At 53.5% G+C, this 15395-nt stretch carries 13 protein-coding genes; 6 read left to right on the forward strand and 7 right to left on the reverse strand.

What is annotated here, in order from left to right; translation table 11 throughout:
• Window positions 1–294: 294 nt before the first annotated feature.
• From ABVF61_RS30440 to ABVF61_RS30460, 5 genes are all read right to left on the reverse strand, one after another.
• Window positions 295–3444 (reverse strand): efflux RND transporter permease subunit, encoded by a 3150-nt coding sequence (locus tag ABVF61_RS30440; RefSeq protein ID WP_353997378.1) that lies wholly within the window; start codon window positions 3442–3444, stop codon window positions 295–297.
• Between the two features lie 4 nt (window positions 3445–3448).
• Entirely contained in the window at window positions 3449–4588 is a 1140-nt protein-coding gene (locus ABVF61_RS30445) for an efflux RND transporter periplasmic adaptor subunit (RefSeq protein ID WP_353997379.1), read from the reverse strand.
• 501 nt (window positions 4589–5089) lie between these two features.
• Window positions 5090–5521 (reverse strand): cysteine rich repeat-containing protein, encoded by a 432-nt coding sequence (locus tag ABVF61_RS30450; protein ID WP_353997380.1) that lies wholly within the window; start codon window positions 5519–5521, stop codon window positions 5090–5092.
• Window positions 5522–6189: 668 nt separating this feature from the next.
• On the reverse strand, window positions 6190–6501 hold the full coding sequence (locus tag ABVF61_RS30455; protein ID WP_353997381.1) for a hypothetical protein: 312 nt from the start codon (window positions 6499–6501) through the stop codon (window positions 6190–6192).
• 556 nt (window positions 6502–7057) lie between these two features.
• Entirely contained in the window at window positions 7058–7747 is a 690-nt protein-coding gene (locus tag ABVF61_RS30460; protein ID WP_353997382.1) for a Crp/Fnr family transcriptional regulator, read from the reverse strand.
• A 312-nt stretch (window positions 7748–8059) separates the two neighbouring features.
• Between ABVF61_RS30460 and ABVF61_RS30465 the strand changes: the two genes are divergently transcribed.
• Window positions 8060–8206: a hypothetical protein gene (locus tag ABVF61_RS30465; protein WP_502950038.1), complete on the forward strand. Its 147-nt coding sequence runs from the start codon at window positions 8060–8062 to the stop codon at window positions 8204–8206.
• Window positions 8207–8225: 19 nt separating this feature from the next.
• On the opposite strand, the gene ABVF61_RS30470 is transcribed toward ABVF61_RS30465, so the two are convergent.
• Window positions 8226–8528: an RNA polymerase subunit sigma-54 gene (locus ABVF61_RS30470; RefSeq protein ID WP_353997383.1), complete on the reverse strand. Its 303-nt coding sequence runs from the start codon at window positions 8526–8528 to the stop codon at window positions 8226–8228.
• Window positions 8529–8571: 43 nt separating this feature from the next.
• Window positions 8572–9891, reverse strand: coding sequence for a plasmid replication protein RepC (gene repC, locus ABVF61_RS30475; RefSeq protein WP_353997384.1), 1320 nt, complete (start codon window positions 9889–9891; stop codon window positions 8572–8574).
• Between the two features lie 1157 nt (window positions 9892–11048).
• Between repC and ABVF61_RS30480 the strand changes: the two genes are divergently transcribed.
• From ABVF61_RS30480 to ABVF61_RS30500, 5 genes are all read left to right on the forward strand, one after another.
• On the forward strand, window positions 11049–11582 hold the full coding sequence (locus tag ABVF61_RS30480; protein WP_353997385.1) for a lytic transglycosylase domain-containing protein: 534 nt from the start codon (window positions 11049–11051) through the stop codon (window positions 11580–11582).
• The gene (locus ABVF61_RS30485) at window positions 11570–11854 is read left to right on the forward strand and encodes a TrbC/VirB2 family protein (RefSeq protein WP_353997386.1); all 285 of its coding nucleotides are present in this window, start codon (window positions 11570–11572) and stop codon (window positions 11852–11854) included. The genes ABVF61_RS30480 and ABVF61_RS30485 overlap by 13 nt, the downstream gene beginning before the upstream one ends.
• Window positions 11855–11876: 22 nt before the next feature.
• Complete coding sequence (locus ABVF61_RS30490) at window positions 11877–12152, forward strand: VirB3 family type IV secretion system protein (RefSeq protein ID WP_353997585.1); 276 nt, start codon at window positions 11877–11879, stop codon at window positions 12150–12152.
• Window positions 12142–14499 (forward strand): VirB4 family type IV secretion/conjugal transfer ATPase, encoded by a 2358-nt coding sequence (locus tag ABVF61_RS30495; protein ID WP_353997387.1) that lies wholly within the window; start codon window positions 12142–12144, stop codon window positions 14497–14499. The genes ABVF61_RS30490 and ABVF61_RS30495 overlap by 11 nt, the downstream gene beginning before the upstream one ends.
• A gap of 130 nt (window positions 14500–14629) precedes the next feature.
• Entirely contained in the window at window positions 14630–15394 is a 765-nt protein-coding gene (locus ABVF61_RS30500; protein WP_353997388.1) for a type IV secretion system protein, read from the forward strand.
• The last annotated feature ends 1 nt before the right edge of the window (window position 15395 follow it).

Here is a 15395-nt window from a genome sequence, read left to right on the forward strand (position 1 = left end):
CGCGTCGTCCGACAATGCAAAGGCATAGCATTCGAAGCAGCGAGGAGATAAAGATCCAGTAGAACGCGCCAACAAAAGCGTATACCTCGATGTACTAGAGTGTTCATACAGCCGTGCCAAACGCATCGTTTGCCGGGGCGAGAATGCCAAAGAAACCGATGATGATGATTTCTCACCGGTGACTATGTTGATCGTGGCTGAAAGCTGTGTAACAGATACTTTCGCTTAAGAAACTGACTCTCGTAACAGAGGCAGACGTTTGCAACAGGGCGCCTTAAAGTCGTCGCCACCAACTCAGATCGAATTGGCTCGCTCTTCCTTTTCCTCTCCCGCCGGTGCTCCGTGTACCTTTTCGCGGAACCATTGGGCCACAACGTACAGAGCTGGAATGAAGAAGACGCCGACAAGCGAGGCTGCGATCATGCCGCCGAATACCGGGGTTCCTACGCCTTTTCGTGCCAACATGGAAGCGCCTGTCGCAACAACCAACGGGAACAGGCCCGCGATGAAGGCAAAGCTGGTCATCATCACGGCGCGGAATCTTGACCGCCCCCCGTCTATTGCGGCATCGATGATGCTCATCCCCTCCGTACGGCGGTTCATAGCAAATTCTACGATCAGGATTGCGTTCTTGGCCGCGAGAGCGATCAACACCACGAGCCCGATTTGCGCATAAATGTTGTTGGCGAGCCCAGCTATCAGCAATGCCGACATCGCACCACAGACCGCGAACGAAACTGACAGCAAAACGATCAACGGAATCGTCCAGCTTTCATACAACGCTACTAAGAATAAATAGGCAAAGAGAACGGCCAAACCCAAGACAATCGGAGTTTGGCCAGCCGCTGCGATTTCCTGTTGTGCGGTACCTGTCCAATCAAAGCTATAGCCTTTGGGCAGCGATTTTGTAGCAAGGTCTTGCATCGCGGTGATGGATTCACCCGAAGATACGCCTGGGGCGGGGTTGCCGGAAATGGTGACGGACCGATAGTTGTTGTACCGCACTAATTTCTCTGGGCCGGTCGTTAATTCTGTTGTGGCAATAGCCCGGACAGGGACCATTTCACCCTTGTCGTTGCGCACATGAATACGGCCGACATCTTCTATATTCTGTCGGAACTTTTCTTCAGCCTCCAGATTCACCTGCCAAGTCCGGCCGAACAGGTTCATGTCGTTGACATAGTAGCCCCCCATTGAAACCTGCATGGCTTGGAACAGCGTGCTGACATCTACACCCAGAGTCTGGAGCCTTTCGCGGTCAAGCTTCAGGTCCAATTTGGGGGTGTTGGCCGAAAATGTCGTATAAACACCTTTCAAGCGCGGGTCGCTCTTGGCACCGGTAATCAGCCCTTTGGCTGCAGCTCCCAATTCAAGCGGGCTGCCGCCTTGCAAATCCAGAAGCTGGAATTCAAAGCCTGCGCCAGTGCCCAGACCCGAAATTGGAGGTAGATTGAATGGAATTCCAATGGCCGATTTCAACGCCGCCAAATGCCGGTGAGTATAAGCAATCGACGCATCTACAGAAAGCGCAGGGTCCGTCCGGTCTTCGAAAGGCTTCATGATTGCGATCATAAAGCCCGCATTCGACTCCGTCAGGCCATCAAGAATGCTGAATCCCGTGACCGTCATCACATTCTGAACGCCCGGTGCTTTCTTTAGAATTTCATACGTTTCGTCCATCACATTGGCCGTGCGATTGACCGATGCACCTTGAGGCAATTGGATTTCAACAAAGTATGCGCCTTGATCTTCGGTCGGCAAAAAGCCGGACGGGGCGATCTTGAACAAGGTACCTGCGCCAAAAACCGCTAGGCCCAAGAAAACCAGTCCAAGTACGGCGCGGCGTGCAAAAATCCCGGCGACGATGGCATAGCCGTCACGCGCGTTGTCTATTCTCCGCGACAGCCATGCCAACGGCCCCTTTCTGGGTCCTTCATGACGTTTCAACAAGATGGCACACAACGCAGGGCTGAGCGTCAGTGCATTGAGCGCGGAAATCAACATTGAGAACGAGACGGCGACCGCAAATTGCTGAAACATTGCACCGGTGATACCAGGTACAAACGCAACCGGGACGAAGACGGACAACAGCACAAAGGTAATCGCCAAGATGGGGGCGGTGATCTGCCCCATCGCCTCCGCTGTAGCATCGGCAACCGATAGGTCAGGCCGTTCCGACATGACCTTTTCGACGTTTTCCAAAACAACTATCGCATCGTCTACAACGATACCGATCGCCAAAACCAGCGCTAGCAGTGTCACCGTATTTATTGAGAATCCAAGCGCCAACATGAACGCCAACGCTCCGATCAGCGAAACCGGAACCGCGATCAGAGGGATCAGAGCCATCCGCAGGCTGCCCAGGAACAGGAAGACAACAATGACAACCAGACCGAAGGCTTCGATCAGTGTCCTCACAACCTCATCAATACTGGCCTCGACGAAATAGACGGAGTTATACGGTATTTGCCATTTCACCCCATCGGGAAACGAGGGTTCGAGTTGCTCGATGGCTTTGCGCACTTCTTCGGCTGTGTTCAGGGCGTTTGCGCCGGGTGTTAGGTAAACACCAATCATGGCAGTCGGGCTGCCGTCAAATTGTGCAAAGGAATCCTGCGACTGCGCACCTAGGTCGACACGCCCGATATCGCGAACATAGATGAATGAACCGTTCGGATCAGCCCGAACGACGATGTTTTCAAATTCCTCGATCGTGCTCAGACGTCCTTGCGTCTGAATGTTCAACTGAAACGCGGGATCTTCCGTCATTGGTTGCGCACCGACTCGACCGACAGCAGCCTGCACGTTCTGGGAATTCAGGGCGTTGATCACATCTGATACAGCCACGTTCAGGCCGGTCATGGTATCAACGTCCAGCCATATTCTCATCGAATAGTTTTGAGCACCGAAGATGGTCGCGTTGCCGACACCGGGCGAGCGTTTGATGCTGTCTAGCAGGTTGATGGTTGCAAAGTTCGACAGATAAAGCGTGTCATGCTCGGGATCGTCGGATGTGATTGCGATCGCCTGCAGCAGGGCCGTGGATTGCTTTTGCGTAATCACACCTGCGCGCACCACTTCGTCGGGAAGGGATGCAGTAGCCAACGCCACACGGTTTTGCACGTTGACGGCATTGATATCCGGGTCGGTTCCGGGCTTGAACGTGACCTGCAGGCCGTAGCTGCCGTCTCCACCACTGGTGGACTTCATGTAGAGCATATCGGAGACGCCAACAATCTGCTCTTCGATCGACTGTGCGACCGTACTTTCTACAACCTCGGCGCTCGCCCCGGGATAAAAAGCCGAGACTTGAACGGTTGGCGGAACGATGTCCGGCAGTTGCTGAATCGGCAGACGTGTGAGCGAGATCAACCCAGCTAGCGTGAACAGAATGGAAATTACGATCGCAAAGCGCGGCCTGCGAATGAAAAGACGCGAAATCATCCGCTTATTCCTTGGCTGACTGTTGGGAGCTGTCAGCGGTCTCAGTCGTGACTTCCATGCCAACACGCACCTTCTGAGAGCCCTGAGTGATGACCTTGTCACCCGCCTTCAACCCATCGGTAACGACAGCCTGTGTGCCAGTAACTTCGCGCGTCTTAATCGGCGTTTTGGCAACTTTCCCATCGGTTCCGACGGTCAGTACAAAGTATCCACCCTGGTCACTTTGCAGGGCGTCAGCCGGAATGATCAATGACTTTTCATCCGGACTGTCGATAACGCTGACACGCGCTAACTGATCGTTCAACAGGGCTCCATCCGGGTTAGGGAAAATGCCTCGAACGAGCACCGTATCTGTGTTTTCCTGGACCGTTGTATCAATGACAGCTACTTTGCCTTTGTTTTTGTAAACCTCACCGTTCGCCAAGATGAGTTGCAACGCAACCTTGCCGCTTTCAAGGATTTCACCCTGTTTCTGGAAATCCAGTAGTTGCGCATTTGAGACCGGGAAGGTCACATAAATTGGGTCGACACTGGACAACGTCAGCAGTGTGCCGCTCTGCGGGTTCACAAAGGCTCCGGTGCCTATACTGGTCAGCCCAATCCGTCCGTCGAAGGGCGCGGTGACTTTTGTGTAGGACAACTGGATTTGCGCATTCTGTAAACTGCCTTGTAACTGCATGATCAGACCGTTTGCCTGACCCTGCTGCGCTTCTGCCTTTTGTACGACCGATTCGGAGACATCACCGCGTTTAAACAGCTTTTGCTGACGGTCCAGTTGAATGTCTGCAAGCTTCTTCTCCGCCTTTGCCGCTTCAATCTGACCTTGGATCTGTGTGATGTCCGCTTTGTAAGAATCCGATTCAATCTCTATCAAGACTTCGCCCGAGGCGACTTTTGTCCCATCCTTGAAATTTACCCTTTCAACGAAGCCCGCCACACGGGCAACGATGTCAACTGAGCTCACCGCCACGACACGACCGAGATAGGTATCGCTATAAGTTACCGACTCAAGCTTTGCTTCAGCGACAACAACTGATGGTTTTGGAGGCGTCTGCGCCTGAATTGACGTCGAAATCAGAACAACTGACAGAACTGTAGAGATCAAAGCTCTGCAAAAGCGGTGACCAATTATGATAAACGACATTTCAAAACCTCTGCCGGATCGACACAACCCTGGAGGGAGCCGCTAGCACCCGATTGTTTGCTTACAAACTGCGTCCTTGTAGTTCTGCGCAGTGACAACTCATGCCCAACGTTAAGTATGGTTCCCACAAAAGCTTGAACAATCGGGCGGAGAATTCTCACTTCTCGCTCCGAAAACGAGAGCGGGCGCGAAAAGGCTCCCCATTCGGTTCACTGCAACACTTCGTGTTGATTTCGTCTGCAATCCCTGATCACCTCGTTCGGACCCGATCCGACCGCTCCTCTTCTCAAATTCGAACCCAACGCTGTCAGGCTAGGCTTGAGTGAAGGATTGCGGGCGAACAATTGCGTAAAAACAGCCGTAACCTCGCGCGCGACTAAACCTTAAGTAACCTGACATAACCGTGGATACGATTTCACCAAGCGGCCGAATGATTGTGAACCGCGATTGGGAAGACTCGCCGGTTGGCTAGCCAGGTCATAAGCCGCATCGCCGAAGAACCTATTGAAGGTCTTCCTTTGCCTGCGAAAAAGCCTCCTTGCAGTCGGGCTGCAGCTTGTCCATGCTTTTGGTCAGACACTGGGCGATACGCCCACCACCAACAGGAACGCCGTCGCAATGCTCATCGATATCTGCATGGCACTGCTCAACTACATAGTTGACGGTATTCAGGATAATCGACAACTGCAGCAGGCCTGCCTCAAAGGCGATTTCACATTGCTCAGAGAGCTTGTCGTTGTGAGCCATTAGGCAAGCTGCAATTCTGCCCCTGCTTGGTGTAACACTGTCACAGTATTGAGCCAGCTCCTGCTTGCACTCTGCCCCAATAACTTCAGCAACAGACTGTTGAGCGGAGACCGGTGCAGTTGGCAGCAAAAGCACCATAGAAAACAGCGACAACTGGGTGGCAAAACCAAAGATATTTGCGGTCACATGAGAACCTTTCACAATTCAGAATTAGAACGGTCGTGGGGGCTAAGCTCCCCAAATTCGCGAAAAAAGAAACCGTAGACAGAACCACAGGAGTTCCGATCAACAACGCGGCATTGATAGACTTAAGGACCACTACAATAGTACCAGTATCCCTCTGTCAGCGCTGAGTTGGTCCAGGTCCAGCACAGCGAAGGGTCCGGGGGAGGAGGTGGGGTGTTGGCTGCGACAACTATGATCGCGCCCATCGTCACACCAAACGCAACGGCCCCCCAACGAGCCCCTCTCCAACCATACGGGCGGGTCCTGACGTTGACGTGAATATTTACGTTTCGGTTGCGATTTACGTTGATGTTCGTGTTTTTGTTGCGATTAATGTTGGTATTGCGGTTAACGTCGGCGTTACGATTAATATTGGTGTTGCGATTAACATTTCTATTGCGGTTCACTTCGTGACCACCTACTCGCGCCCCTCGACTGCGAGCGCTACCGCCCCCGCGCCTTTCGGCCAACTGGATATAGTCCGTTTTCGATGACAATGCCGGTGATTTTTTCCAGCTATTTCCAGCTGAAAACTCGGAAGCCAAACCATGGGCGCTGCCAGAGCTAGCCGCAGATCCTATTAGCAATCCGGTCGTCAGAACGGAGATCAAGCACAACCTAATAGACACTCAGTTTTTCCTTTCTTTTAAACTTGGCAGTCTCGTCAAAGCCCTGTCGCACGATCTTCGATCTTCCCAAGGGAATTCTTCAATTCGCATGACACCAGCGTTCCAAACGGGACCCTCTTTTGCCCCCCCAATCGTGAGGCGCTCGTTGCCCGCTGGCACAAAATCAACGATTTGGCGCTTTCTGAGTGTCAGAATGGGATACTCAAGCGCATTTTTCCGCAAGGCGCTTTGGTTCTCCGTTTGATGGCCAAAGGCGGAGATTTCAAAGGGTGCGTCACTTTCCGACATGACAGTTACACCAACAAAATTCATTAACTGGCTCCTTCAGCGCAATCAAAAGAGACCTCCCTCTATGACGCTGGTCTGAAGCTTTCTCGCGACATAGGGGTGCTCGTTGAGGGCAAAAGGTAGGGTTCAGGACCGTTGATACGCTGTCTGCGCGGCCAAGAATGCTAAGAACTTGGCATTCTTGATCTTAGTGCGGAAATTTTGGACCAGTATTTCTAATCAGCGACAAAACACGCAACACAGTCTAAAAAAATATGTAATTTTAAATATTAAATAGATAATCTAACAATGAATAATAAATATTAAAATAACTCAAACTGTGCATAGCATTTTTTTTAAATATTTCAGATATAGCTCCACAAAACAATATTTAGATCGACTTTCGATGAGAAAATGCAATTTATAATAGCAAATTGCAGTACGGAAGTGATCTATTCCAAGTGTTAGGCTGTGCTTACAAACCTCGAACCCAGAGACGCGAAGCGGCCATACTTGAAAATGCAGCAATTTCTGCGACTGAATTCCGAGCTATTGCATCGACGGATTCATTGGTTCAGGCGCTTATTAGATAGTGCTCTTTCTACGAAGAATTCTCAGCTCTGGCAGCATCAATCCAATCAGACAGAGCTTTGGCGTCGGGAATTTCGATAGCGCCATACTTCAGTACGATCATCCCTTCCTGCTCAAGCTTCTTCAGCGCTTTCCCCACTGACACTCGGGACGCCCCAACGGCGACCGCCAACTCGGACTGGTTCCAGTTTAGTACGCCGGAAACTTCGGATTCCTCAGGCAGATTCTTCAACAACAGTGATGCTGTAAAAGCGGTTAGATTTAACAGACGGATATCGTCCACGATGCTGAATGCCGTATTCAGACGATCTAATGCCATCGGTAGAATTGCGCCAGCGATTTCCGGGCGCCTTTCCATCAATGTCAAAAAATCTGCCTTATTGACAAAGCCAATCGTCGTTTTGCCTGAAGCCACAGCATTCTGCGTCCGTTTGCGCCCGGTAAGCACACCTATGATGCCAATGACATGGCCTGCACCCAACGCAGCCAGCATGACTTCTTTGCCGTTGGGGTCTATACGCCCCACTTTGATAGCACCTGAACGTACAATGAGCAGACGATCTCCGTCATCGCCGCTAGAATGAATCATCTGACCATCTTGAAAAGTGCGGCGACGTTCTACCGCTTCGATTTCAGCCTGAACTTCAGAACTGAGCAGATCCACGAATTTAAGGCTACCGTGATCCAATAATCCAGTCATTTCACCCTTGTCCTTAGAACGAGCCATCGAGCACAGTTGTTTCAGAAAAAGAACTCATCATGCAGAAACTCCAGATATCAGCGTCGCGGTAAAGTAATTCGCAACACGAGTGAGATTGTGGCTTCGCTGTGGACTCAAAAGGTTTGTTCACCCGCTCTGAATATCTGAGACTGGTTGGTTACCAAACACAATCAGTTTCAGGATCGATGGAATGAACAACCTTCTTAGATTCCACACCTAGGCTTCAGACCCATAAAATGGGTATGCAAATCAGTTGAACTCTACTTCAAGCTCCTGAAGAGGAGTTAGGCGATGTCCAATTGTTTGTTCTGGCTCAGTGATGAGCCGTTTTCGAAGTCGCAGCCACCGTTGCCGACCGATAAGCGGGGCGGGGCCCGTGTCTACGACCGGCGGGCGCTCAGCGGCATCATTCTTGTTCTCTCACAGGAGGTTCCTTGATTTTATCGGGCTAGAAAAATTAGCCGACAATGTTGAGTGCGAGATTGCATCCGCGCTTGAAATCTTCCTCTTCCAATTCAAGCGCGTCGCGGATCGCTTTTGACGAAATCGCTTCCTGATCCTGACTGTTCGCCTCATCGATCAGGTAGATGAACCAACTTCTCAGCGAACCAGGTCCAGGCAGGAGTTCATTCACGATTTGCTCGCTGGTGACCTCGTTTTTTCCATCTTCCTCTAGCACCTGCTTTAGAGCGAACAAGATCGCCCTGGCCGCAGCCACTTCCGGCAGCTCCGATTGGTTGATCGCACCCATCGCGGTCATGTAAGCGGGCTCCTCAATTTCAGGGTCAAAAACGTATCAAACGTCAGGAATGGGCAAGTCCGAAGAGAGACTTCTTCAGGTTTAGCTTGTGATCGTACGCCCTGTCCATCATGGCGCGAAAGTATCCGCCGGGCGACGTGATTTGCGACGGATCGCGCAGGGCCTTTTCGGCGACCACAGCCAAACAAGTCGCCGGCAGGTCTTTTCCGTGGCGCAAGACGGCCTGTTTGTACCCTGCTTCGCTGAGGCCGATTAGGATCCGCAATTGCTCGGCCGCATCGCAAAGCTGTGTCCAGGAGGAGAGGCGGAAACTAAGTTCGGTTTGAACCAGCGAACATGCTGAATTGATCAATCCGATTGAAACATCGTCAAGGGAGCCGTTCTTGCTGCCCCGTTCAGGCGCTTCCGCTTGCTCAATCGCTTGTTGCGTGTGGCTGCGGGCTCCGCAAGGCTCTTTTTCAAGAGCCATTTCAACGGCGGAGCCGTTGTCAGATTGAGAATTGATTTCTTGCTCGTGAGAGCAAGTCCGTTTGTTACTTGAAAATACAGAAAGTGGTGGGGTTGTATCATATAAGCGGGTGTCATTTGAACCACCTGCGCATGTCATTTTTGGCTCTATATTGCTATGTTGCGTTGTCCGCTGCAGCGTATTTTCCACAGCCAGCAGGACCTCGTCATAAAGTGCCTGGAGCCATTCGGCGCAGCTCTCTGGCTGGTCTTTAAGTTCGGCGACCAGTTTTTCCGCATGCAAGGCATAATCGGACAGATCCGCGTCCGCGGCTTCTACAAGATCAATGATGGCCCTAGAAAGGCGGGTAACGGCCCGTTTGGATCGTTTTTTCAGATCGAGCGCTTCCCTGTATTCGTCCGCGAGGACAGCGAAGGCATCAAGATTGAAACAGGCAGGTGTGAAATCCAGACCGTAGGCTTCATCGGGGATCCCGCCATTTTTCCGATAAATGTAACGCCGGCCGGTGGGACTGTCCCGATAAGCAAGCACACCGGCTTCGACAAGCGTCTTCAGACTTCTGGAAATGCTTCTGATCGAAGCGCCTGTATATTCGGCCAGTCGCTCATTTGAAATCGCAACAACGGGGCGTTTGCCTGGAGCGAAGTCCGTCGGCCGGGCCAGGCCGAGCAGAATATCCAGGATTTGATACGCGGTGCGCCGGATGCCCAGGGCAGGGGCGACACGTTTAAGCGTCCTGGCAAGATCTGCTTTGGCAACATCAGGCCGGTTTTCTTGTCGTGCCAGGGCTGCGCTCGCCAGAATCCCGTCTGACAGCTTTCGGAAGCTGGCAATGTGCGGACGTGCGGAAGGGTTCGCGCTTTTGCGCGGTGTAAACGGTTGATTTTGGTCCATCGCTTTAATCGAGATCAGACGCAAAAATCCGTTCACCGAAACGGTGTTCGTGATTGACAATGATGTGGGGAATGCGCTACTAAAAAGGTGCTAAATTTTTTTGAGGCATCCCCCGCTTCCGGTTCGTTCCGGTGGCGGGTTTTGTCTTTCTGGGTCTCTGTTCTCCTTTTTGGTGGGGGATATCAGGCGGCTCAAAACGGACCATGGACGAACCTTCGTCGACATGCCGTGAGTTATGCACAGCTGTAAAATTCACGATGACAATTTTGCAGATCTAGAATGACTAGATCTGATTCACGGTGCAGTCGCAATGTCGCCATGAAACCGGTCAGAAATGTGTTCAAATAATCTTATAAGTTGTATGTCGAATTCCAACTCAGGAAACTTAGGTCAATACAACCCAACACCATCCCGTGCAAATTCCCTTTGGCATGGCGAGTGAATTTTTCCGAACAAACGATGTTTCTATGAAGCATTAGGTCGTGTGTGAGTAACCTACACCGCTACCCGCGGGGTCACACTACATCCGTTCATCTTGAATAGTACGGCTCTATAGTCGTTCCTGCGAAATATCCCTAAAGCAAGAACGCTGTGGGTTTTCGGAGCTCGCGCGACACACTGAATTTAGCACACTTTTGCCACAATTATAAGTGCGTTGCTGCAATGCAACACTCGTTTGTCGTGTACTCTGTTTTTGGCCCCTAAGGAATTGACATGAAGAATCACGTTGTGCGCATATATGCGCCAAACTATTAACAGGATTCACTTTTTCCCGTAATCCTGACTGTAAATAGCGAGTATTTTCGGTGCACGGACCTTAATACAACCCTTGTTTTAACAACCACAGGTTTTTCGCGTCACACGCAAACGGTTCCGCCAAGATGATCTCTTCAAGCAATCCAAAAACAGCAGGGTCGACGTGCGCGTCATCACCTCTGAAGCACAACCTTATTGTTGCAGTTGTCTCTGTCACAATCTGCTTAAGCGTTCCGGCACAAGCAACCGTCATTGAATGGGACGCATCCGGTAAACCGATCGTTCAAGACAGAACATCTAAAAAGCCTGCCCGGACCACCACGCAAGAGTCCTCTCAAAATCCAGCGTCGTCCTGGGCCAAAAATGCCAATGCGGATCTTGAACGAGCACTCAATCAAAAGTTGTCGCGCGAAATCGCCCTGAAGTTCTCCGGACAGGACGGCGTGGTGGCCGCGGGCCTGACAGCCCTGGAATTCATCGACCTCTTTGAGGCTTTGATTGCGCGCGAATCCGCATTCGATCAAAGGGCCGTTTCGGAAAAGGGCGCTCAAGGGCTCGGACAGCTCATGCCGGAGACGGCGGCGGATCTGAAGGTCCGTGATCCCTTTGACCCTTATGAGAACCTGAATGCGTCAGCCGCCTATCTAACCCTTTTGTTGGGCGAGTTTGGGCGAGTTGACCTGGCGCTTGCCGCCTATAATGCCGGCCCGACCCGGGTGAAAAAACTTGGGCGGGTCCCGCGGATTGAAGAAACACAAAATTATATCCGCGCAGTGCTGCGACAAGCGGGACAACCCGTCCCGGACCTTCCCGACATCCAACAAGCTTCAAACCAGCATTCTGAGCCCCAGGAGAGCTCTGAACGCCTCGAAACCTCGTCCAAAGCACCGGCCGGGGTCCCCTTAACAGGAGATGTTTCAGTATGGGAATTTTAGCGAAGCACAGCCGTTTGGCTTTTCTCACATTGATCGCGGCGGCCGTGATGATCAATCCAGCCATGGCGCAGGATCTGTCTCCGATCACAACCTTCTTCACGACCATCGGCACGGCACTCACTGGCACGCTCGGCCGGGCGGTCGGCCTCGTTGCGCTTTGCGCCGTCGGCTTCCTCTTCATGACCGGCCGGATGAACTGGATGTTTGCCGGATCGATCCTGATCGGGCTTGTGATCCTCTTTGGTGCCGCAACCATTCTCGCAGGCTTTTAAGAGACAAAAGGTCTTGTCAATTATGAAGGCGCCGCTCTTCAAGGGCCTGACCCGCCCCGTGAGTTTCGTGGGGCTGCCGATGGCGTATTTTGCATCGCTGTTGATCCTGGTCGTGGGTGGCTTCATTGCCACCCTCTCCGTGATCTATTTGGTCTTGAGCTTCGCGCTCGGATACGCCGGTTTGCGGCTCCTGGCAGCCTATGACGCACGCATATTCGATGTGGTGCTCGTCACCATCCGCGTCACGCCGTTCAAATCAAGCCAGCTGAAGGGTAGGGGAGTCACCTATGGCCCGTGACACCTCCCTTGCCGTTCAAAGCCTCATCGACAAGTCCGTTGATGCGCCGGAGTCCTTGTCCGCGCATTTGCCATTCTTGTCCCAGATCAACGACCAGACGATCATGCTGCGCGACGGCGATCTGATGACCAGCTTTGCGGTCGATGGTCTGGCCGCCAAGACCACGAACGAGAGCGACATCGAAACGCTCTCCCAATCGATCTCGGACCTCATTGCCCAGCAATATGGCGATGTGGGCTTTTACGTACACCGGATTTCTTCCAAGGTGCAGCCCCACCTCGATCCGGTCGCCGGCGAAGGAACCTTCGCGGCTCAGATCGATGGGCTCTGGCAGGCGCATCTGCGATCGGCACAACTGCGTCATCGCACGACTGTCTTTACGCTCACAATGCGGCCTTCCAAGATCACGGGACTGTTCGACAGGTTCCGGGGCGGCAAAACGGGCAGTGCAGAGCGGATCGCGCGCCGCTTTCAGCGCCTCAACGACATTGCTTCCAGCTTCATCGAGATTGCAGGCCCCGCCCGGCCAAGGCGTTTAATGCTCTCCAGTGGCGAATGGCTTGGGCTTCTGCGAGCGATGCTCACCGGTGACTTTGCTCTGTTGAGGCCAAGCCGAGCCTACGTCCCGCTCAACGATTTGGTTGCGACCACACCGATCCATTTCCAGGACGACAGTTTTACCATCTTCGGAACGCATTCAGGGACAACCAAAGCCGGAACGATCCTGACCTTGAGGGATTATCCGGCCGAGACCTATGCCGGGATCCTCGATCTCCTGGATCTGGGCATCGACATGTGTGTGACCAACTCCTTCACGCCCCAGGATCCGGTCTCGGCTCAGGCGGACATCCGCCGCGTCATCCGGCAAATGAGCGTTGCCGACGATGCGGCTGTGTCGCTGCAAATGCAGCTGAACGATGCGCTCGATGATGTGGCCTCCGGACGGGTCGCGTTCGGCAAGCATCACTGCACCATCGCGCTTTATGCCGATGACCAACGGCAACTGGACGAGAACATTTCCGCGGTCGATCGGGTTCTGACCGGCGCGGGCGCTTCGGTCCTGCGGGAGAACTTCAGTGCCCGGCCAGCCTATTTTGCGCAAGTGCCCGGCAACTACAGCTACCGCACCCGCGCCTCGTCCATCAGCTCGCTCAACTTCGCGCACCTGTCGGCCCTCCATGGATCGGCGAGGGGCCTGCCGAAGGAATCGACCTATTGGGGCGAAGCCATCACTATTCTACCGACAGCAAACGGGGAACCTTACCGCTTTAACTTCCATCTGCCCGGATCCAGCGACAGCGAACCGGTTGTCGGTCATTCTCTGGTTCTCGGGAGAACCGGGTCCGGCAAGACGCTCGGGACGGCGTTTCTGCTGGCCCAGGCGCAGCGCCTATCGACGCGCCTGATTGTCTTCGACAAGGACCGCGGCTTTGAAATGGCAATCCGCGCCCTTGGCGGCAGTTACAATGTGGTTCAGGTCGGCACGGACACCGGGTTCAATCCATTCACATCGGAAGCGGACGAACGGGGCAGTGCGTGGCTGGCGGATTGGCTGGAAAGCCTGCTTAAGCCCAAGGACGGGGAACTCACGCCGATCCAGATCGAAAGTCTCGGCCGGGCCTGCGCCGCCAATCGCTCTGCTGAAGACAATCTACAGACCATGGGCCATTTCCGCTCGCAGTTCCGCTCCACCAATGACGGCGGCGATCTGCACCAGCGTTTGGGCCGGTGGGACCGATCCGGCCAGTTCGGATGGCTTTTCAATGGCGAGGGCAGGGACAGCCTGACTTTCGAGAACGACATCACGGCCTTTGATGTCACGGAGATCTTCGACAACCCGCAAACGCGGACGGCCTGGCTCTCTTATGTCTTTCGGCGCATTGAGCGCACGGTGGAAGACAAGCGGCCCACGCTGATCGTGCTCGATGAAGCCTGGAAACTTCTCGATGACGATTATTTCCGCACCCGTCTCAAGGACTGGATGCTGACAATGCGGAAGAAGAACGTCGCCGTCGTTCTTCTGACCCAGCAGGCAGCGCATATCACAGAGAGCGCGGCGGGCAGCGCGATCCTCTCCGGCATCGCGACCTTGCTGATTTATCCATCCAACAAATCGACGCGCGACGAACTTGCGCCGCTCCGTCTTACCGACAACGAGCTTGGCTTTGCCGTCAGCTCCAATGTCGGGCACCGGCTGGCACTGATCCGTTCAGGCGACGCCAGCATCATCGTTGACATGAATCTTGCCCCGCTCGGATCCCTTTTGAAGGTTCTGGGCGGCGGCAATGGGGAGGGGGCGCCCCAAGGCTGGCGCGAGGATCCCGATTTCTGGAAGGGCATCGAATGACAAAGAAACTACTCATCCTCGCCGCGATTGCACTCGGATTGTCAAGCTGCGCCGGGGTTCCAACGGAATACAGGTCACCGTGTGCCTGTGATTACAGACCCCTCAACCCTCCAAGCGAAGGAATTGCGTAATGATCAGGACAGCCAGGAAACTCTTGTTTGCGGGTGTGATGTCCGTTGGTCTGAGCACCAGTGCGACGGCTGCCGGTATTCCCGTGATCGATGCTGCGAATGTGGCGCATGCGTTGTCGCAGATCGACAACCAGATCAAGGATTACGCCGAGCAGCTGAAACAGCTCGCGACCATGAAAGACCAGTTGCTCAACATGCAGGAGCAATTGACAACCCAGATCACGCAGCTGGAATCCATCACCGGCATCCGGCAGATCGCCAGCGTTCTGAATTCCCAGGAGCTCAAGGATCTGCGGCAGTCGGCGAACTCACTCAACAGCATCATGAGTTCGGTCATGAGCGGAGGGGACATTGCCGGTCAGGCCGGAGCCATCAAAGCAAAGGTCGATGAATTGAAGTCAACATTCGAGTTCACCGATCTCGACATGTTCCTGTCCTCTGAACATGCGCTTGACAAGGCCGCGGCCCATCTGGCCGGAGCAGGGGTGACAGCGGTTGCCACAGCCGAAGACGGCTTCACAAAGGCCGACGCAGCCGCACAGCGCGTCACGCTACTCATCGATGGCATCGACAACAACGAAGATCTGAAAGCGGCCATTGACTACAACACCCGCGTCCAGGCGGAAGTGGCGGTTCTCCTTGTTGAGCTCCTTCGGGTGCAATCGGCCAATGCCAATGCCCTTGGCATGGGTCAGGCGGCCACGGCCCGGGACGTTATGGCCGGCCGGAAATTCATTCTAGTTGGCGATCAGGACGAGGAGTAAT

Origin of the sequence: Roseibium sp. HPY-6, from assembly GCF_040530035.1 — a bacterium.
Lineage (GTDB): Bacteria > Pseudomonadota > Alphaproteobacteria > Rhizobiales > Stappiaceae > Roseibium.

Bases quoted from the DNA above. Each gene is read 5' to 3' on its own strand.
- ABVF61_RS30440 (WP_353997378.1), bottom strand. From the start codon at position 3,444: ATGATTTCGCGTCTTTTCATTCGCAGGCCGCGCTTTGCGATCGTAATT.
- ABVF61_RS30445 (WP_353997379.1), bottom strand. From the start codon at position 4,588: ATGTCGTTTATCATAATTGGTCACCGCTTTTGCAGAGCTTTGATCTCT.
- ABVF61_RS30455 (WP_353997381.1), bottom strand. From the start codon at position 6,501: ATGAATTTTGTTGGTGTAACTGTCATGTCGGAAAGTGACGCACCCTTT.
- ABVF61_RS30460 (WP_353997382.1), bottom strand. From the start codon at position 7,747: ATGACTGGATTATTGGATCACGGTAGCCTTAAATTCGTGGATCTGCTC.
- ABVF61_RS30465 (WP_502950038.1), top strand. From the start codon at position 8,060: ATGTCCAATTGTTTGTTCTGGCTCAGTGATGAGCCGTTTTCGAAGTCG.
- ABVF61_RS30470 (WP_353997383.1), bottom strand. From the start codon at position 8,528: ATGACCGCGATGGGTGCGATCAACCAATCGGAGCTGCCGGAAGTGGCT.
- repC (WP_353997384.1), bottom strand. From the start codon at position 9,891: ATGGACCAAAATCAACCGTTTACACCGCGCAAAAGCGCGAACCCTTCC.
- ABVF61_RS30485 (WP_353997386.1), top strand. From the start codon at position 11,570: ATGGGAATTTTAGCGAAGCACAGCCGTTTGGCTTTTCTCACATTGATC.
- ABVF61_RS30490 (WP_353997585.1), top strand. From the start codon at position 11,877: ATGAAGGCGCCGCTCTTCAAGGGCCTGACCCGCCCCGTGAGTTTCGTG.
- ABVF61_RS30495 (WP_353997387.1), top strand. From the start codon at position 12,142: ATGGCCCGTGACACCTCCCTTGCCGTTCAAAGCCTCATCGACAAGTCC.
- ABVF61_RS30500 (WP_353997388.1), top strand. From the start codon at position 14,630: ATGATCAGGACAGCCAGGAAACTCTTGTTTGCGGGTGTGATGTCCGTT.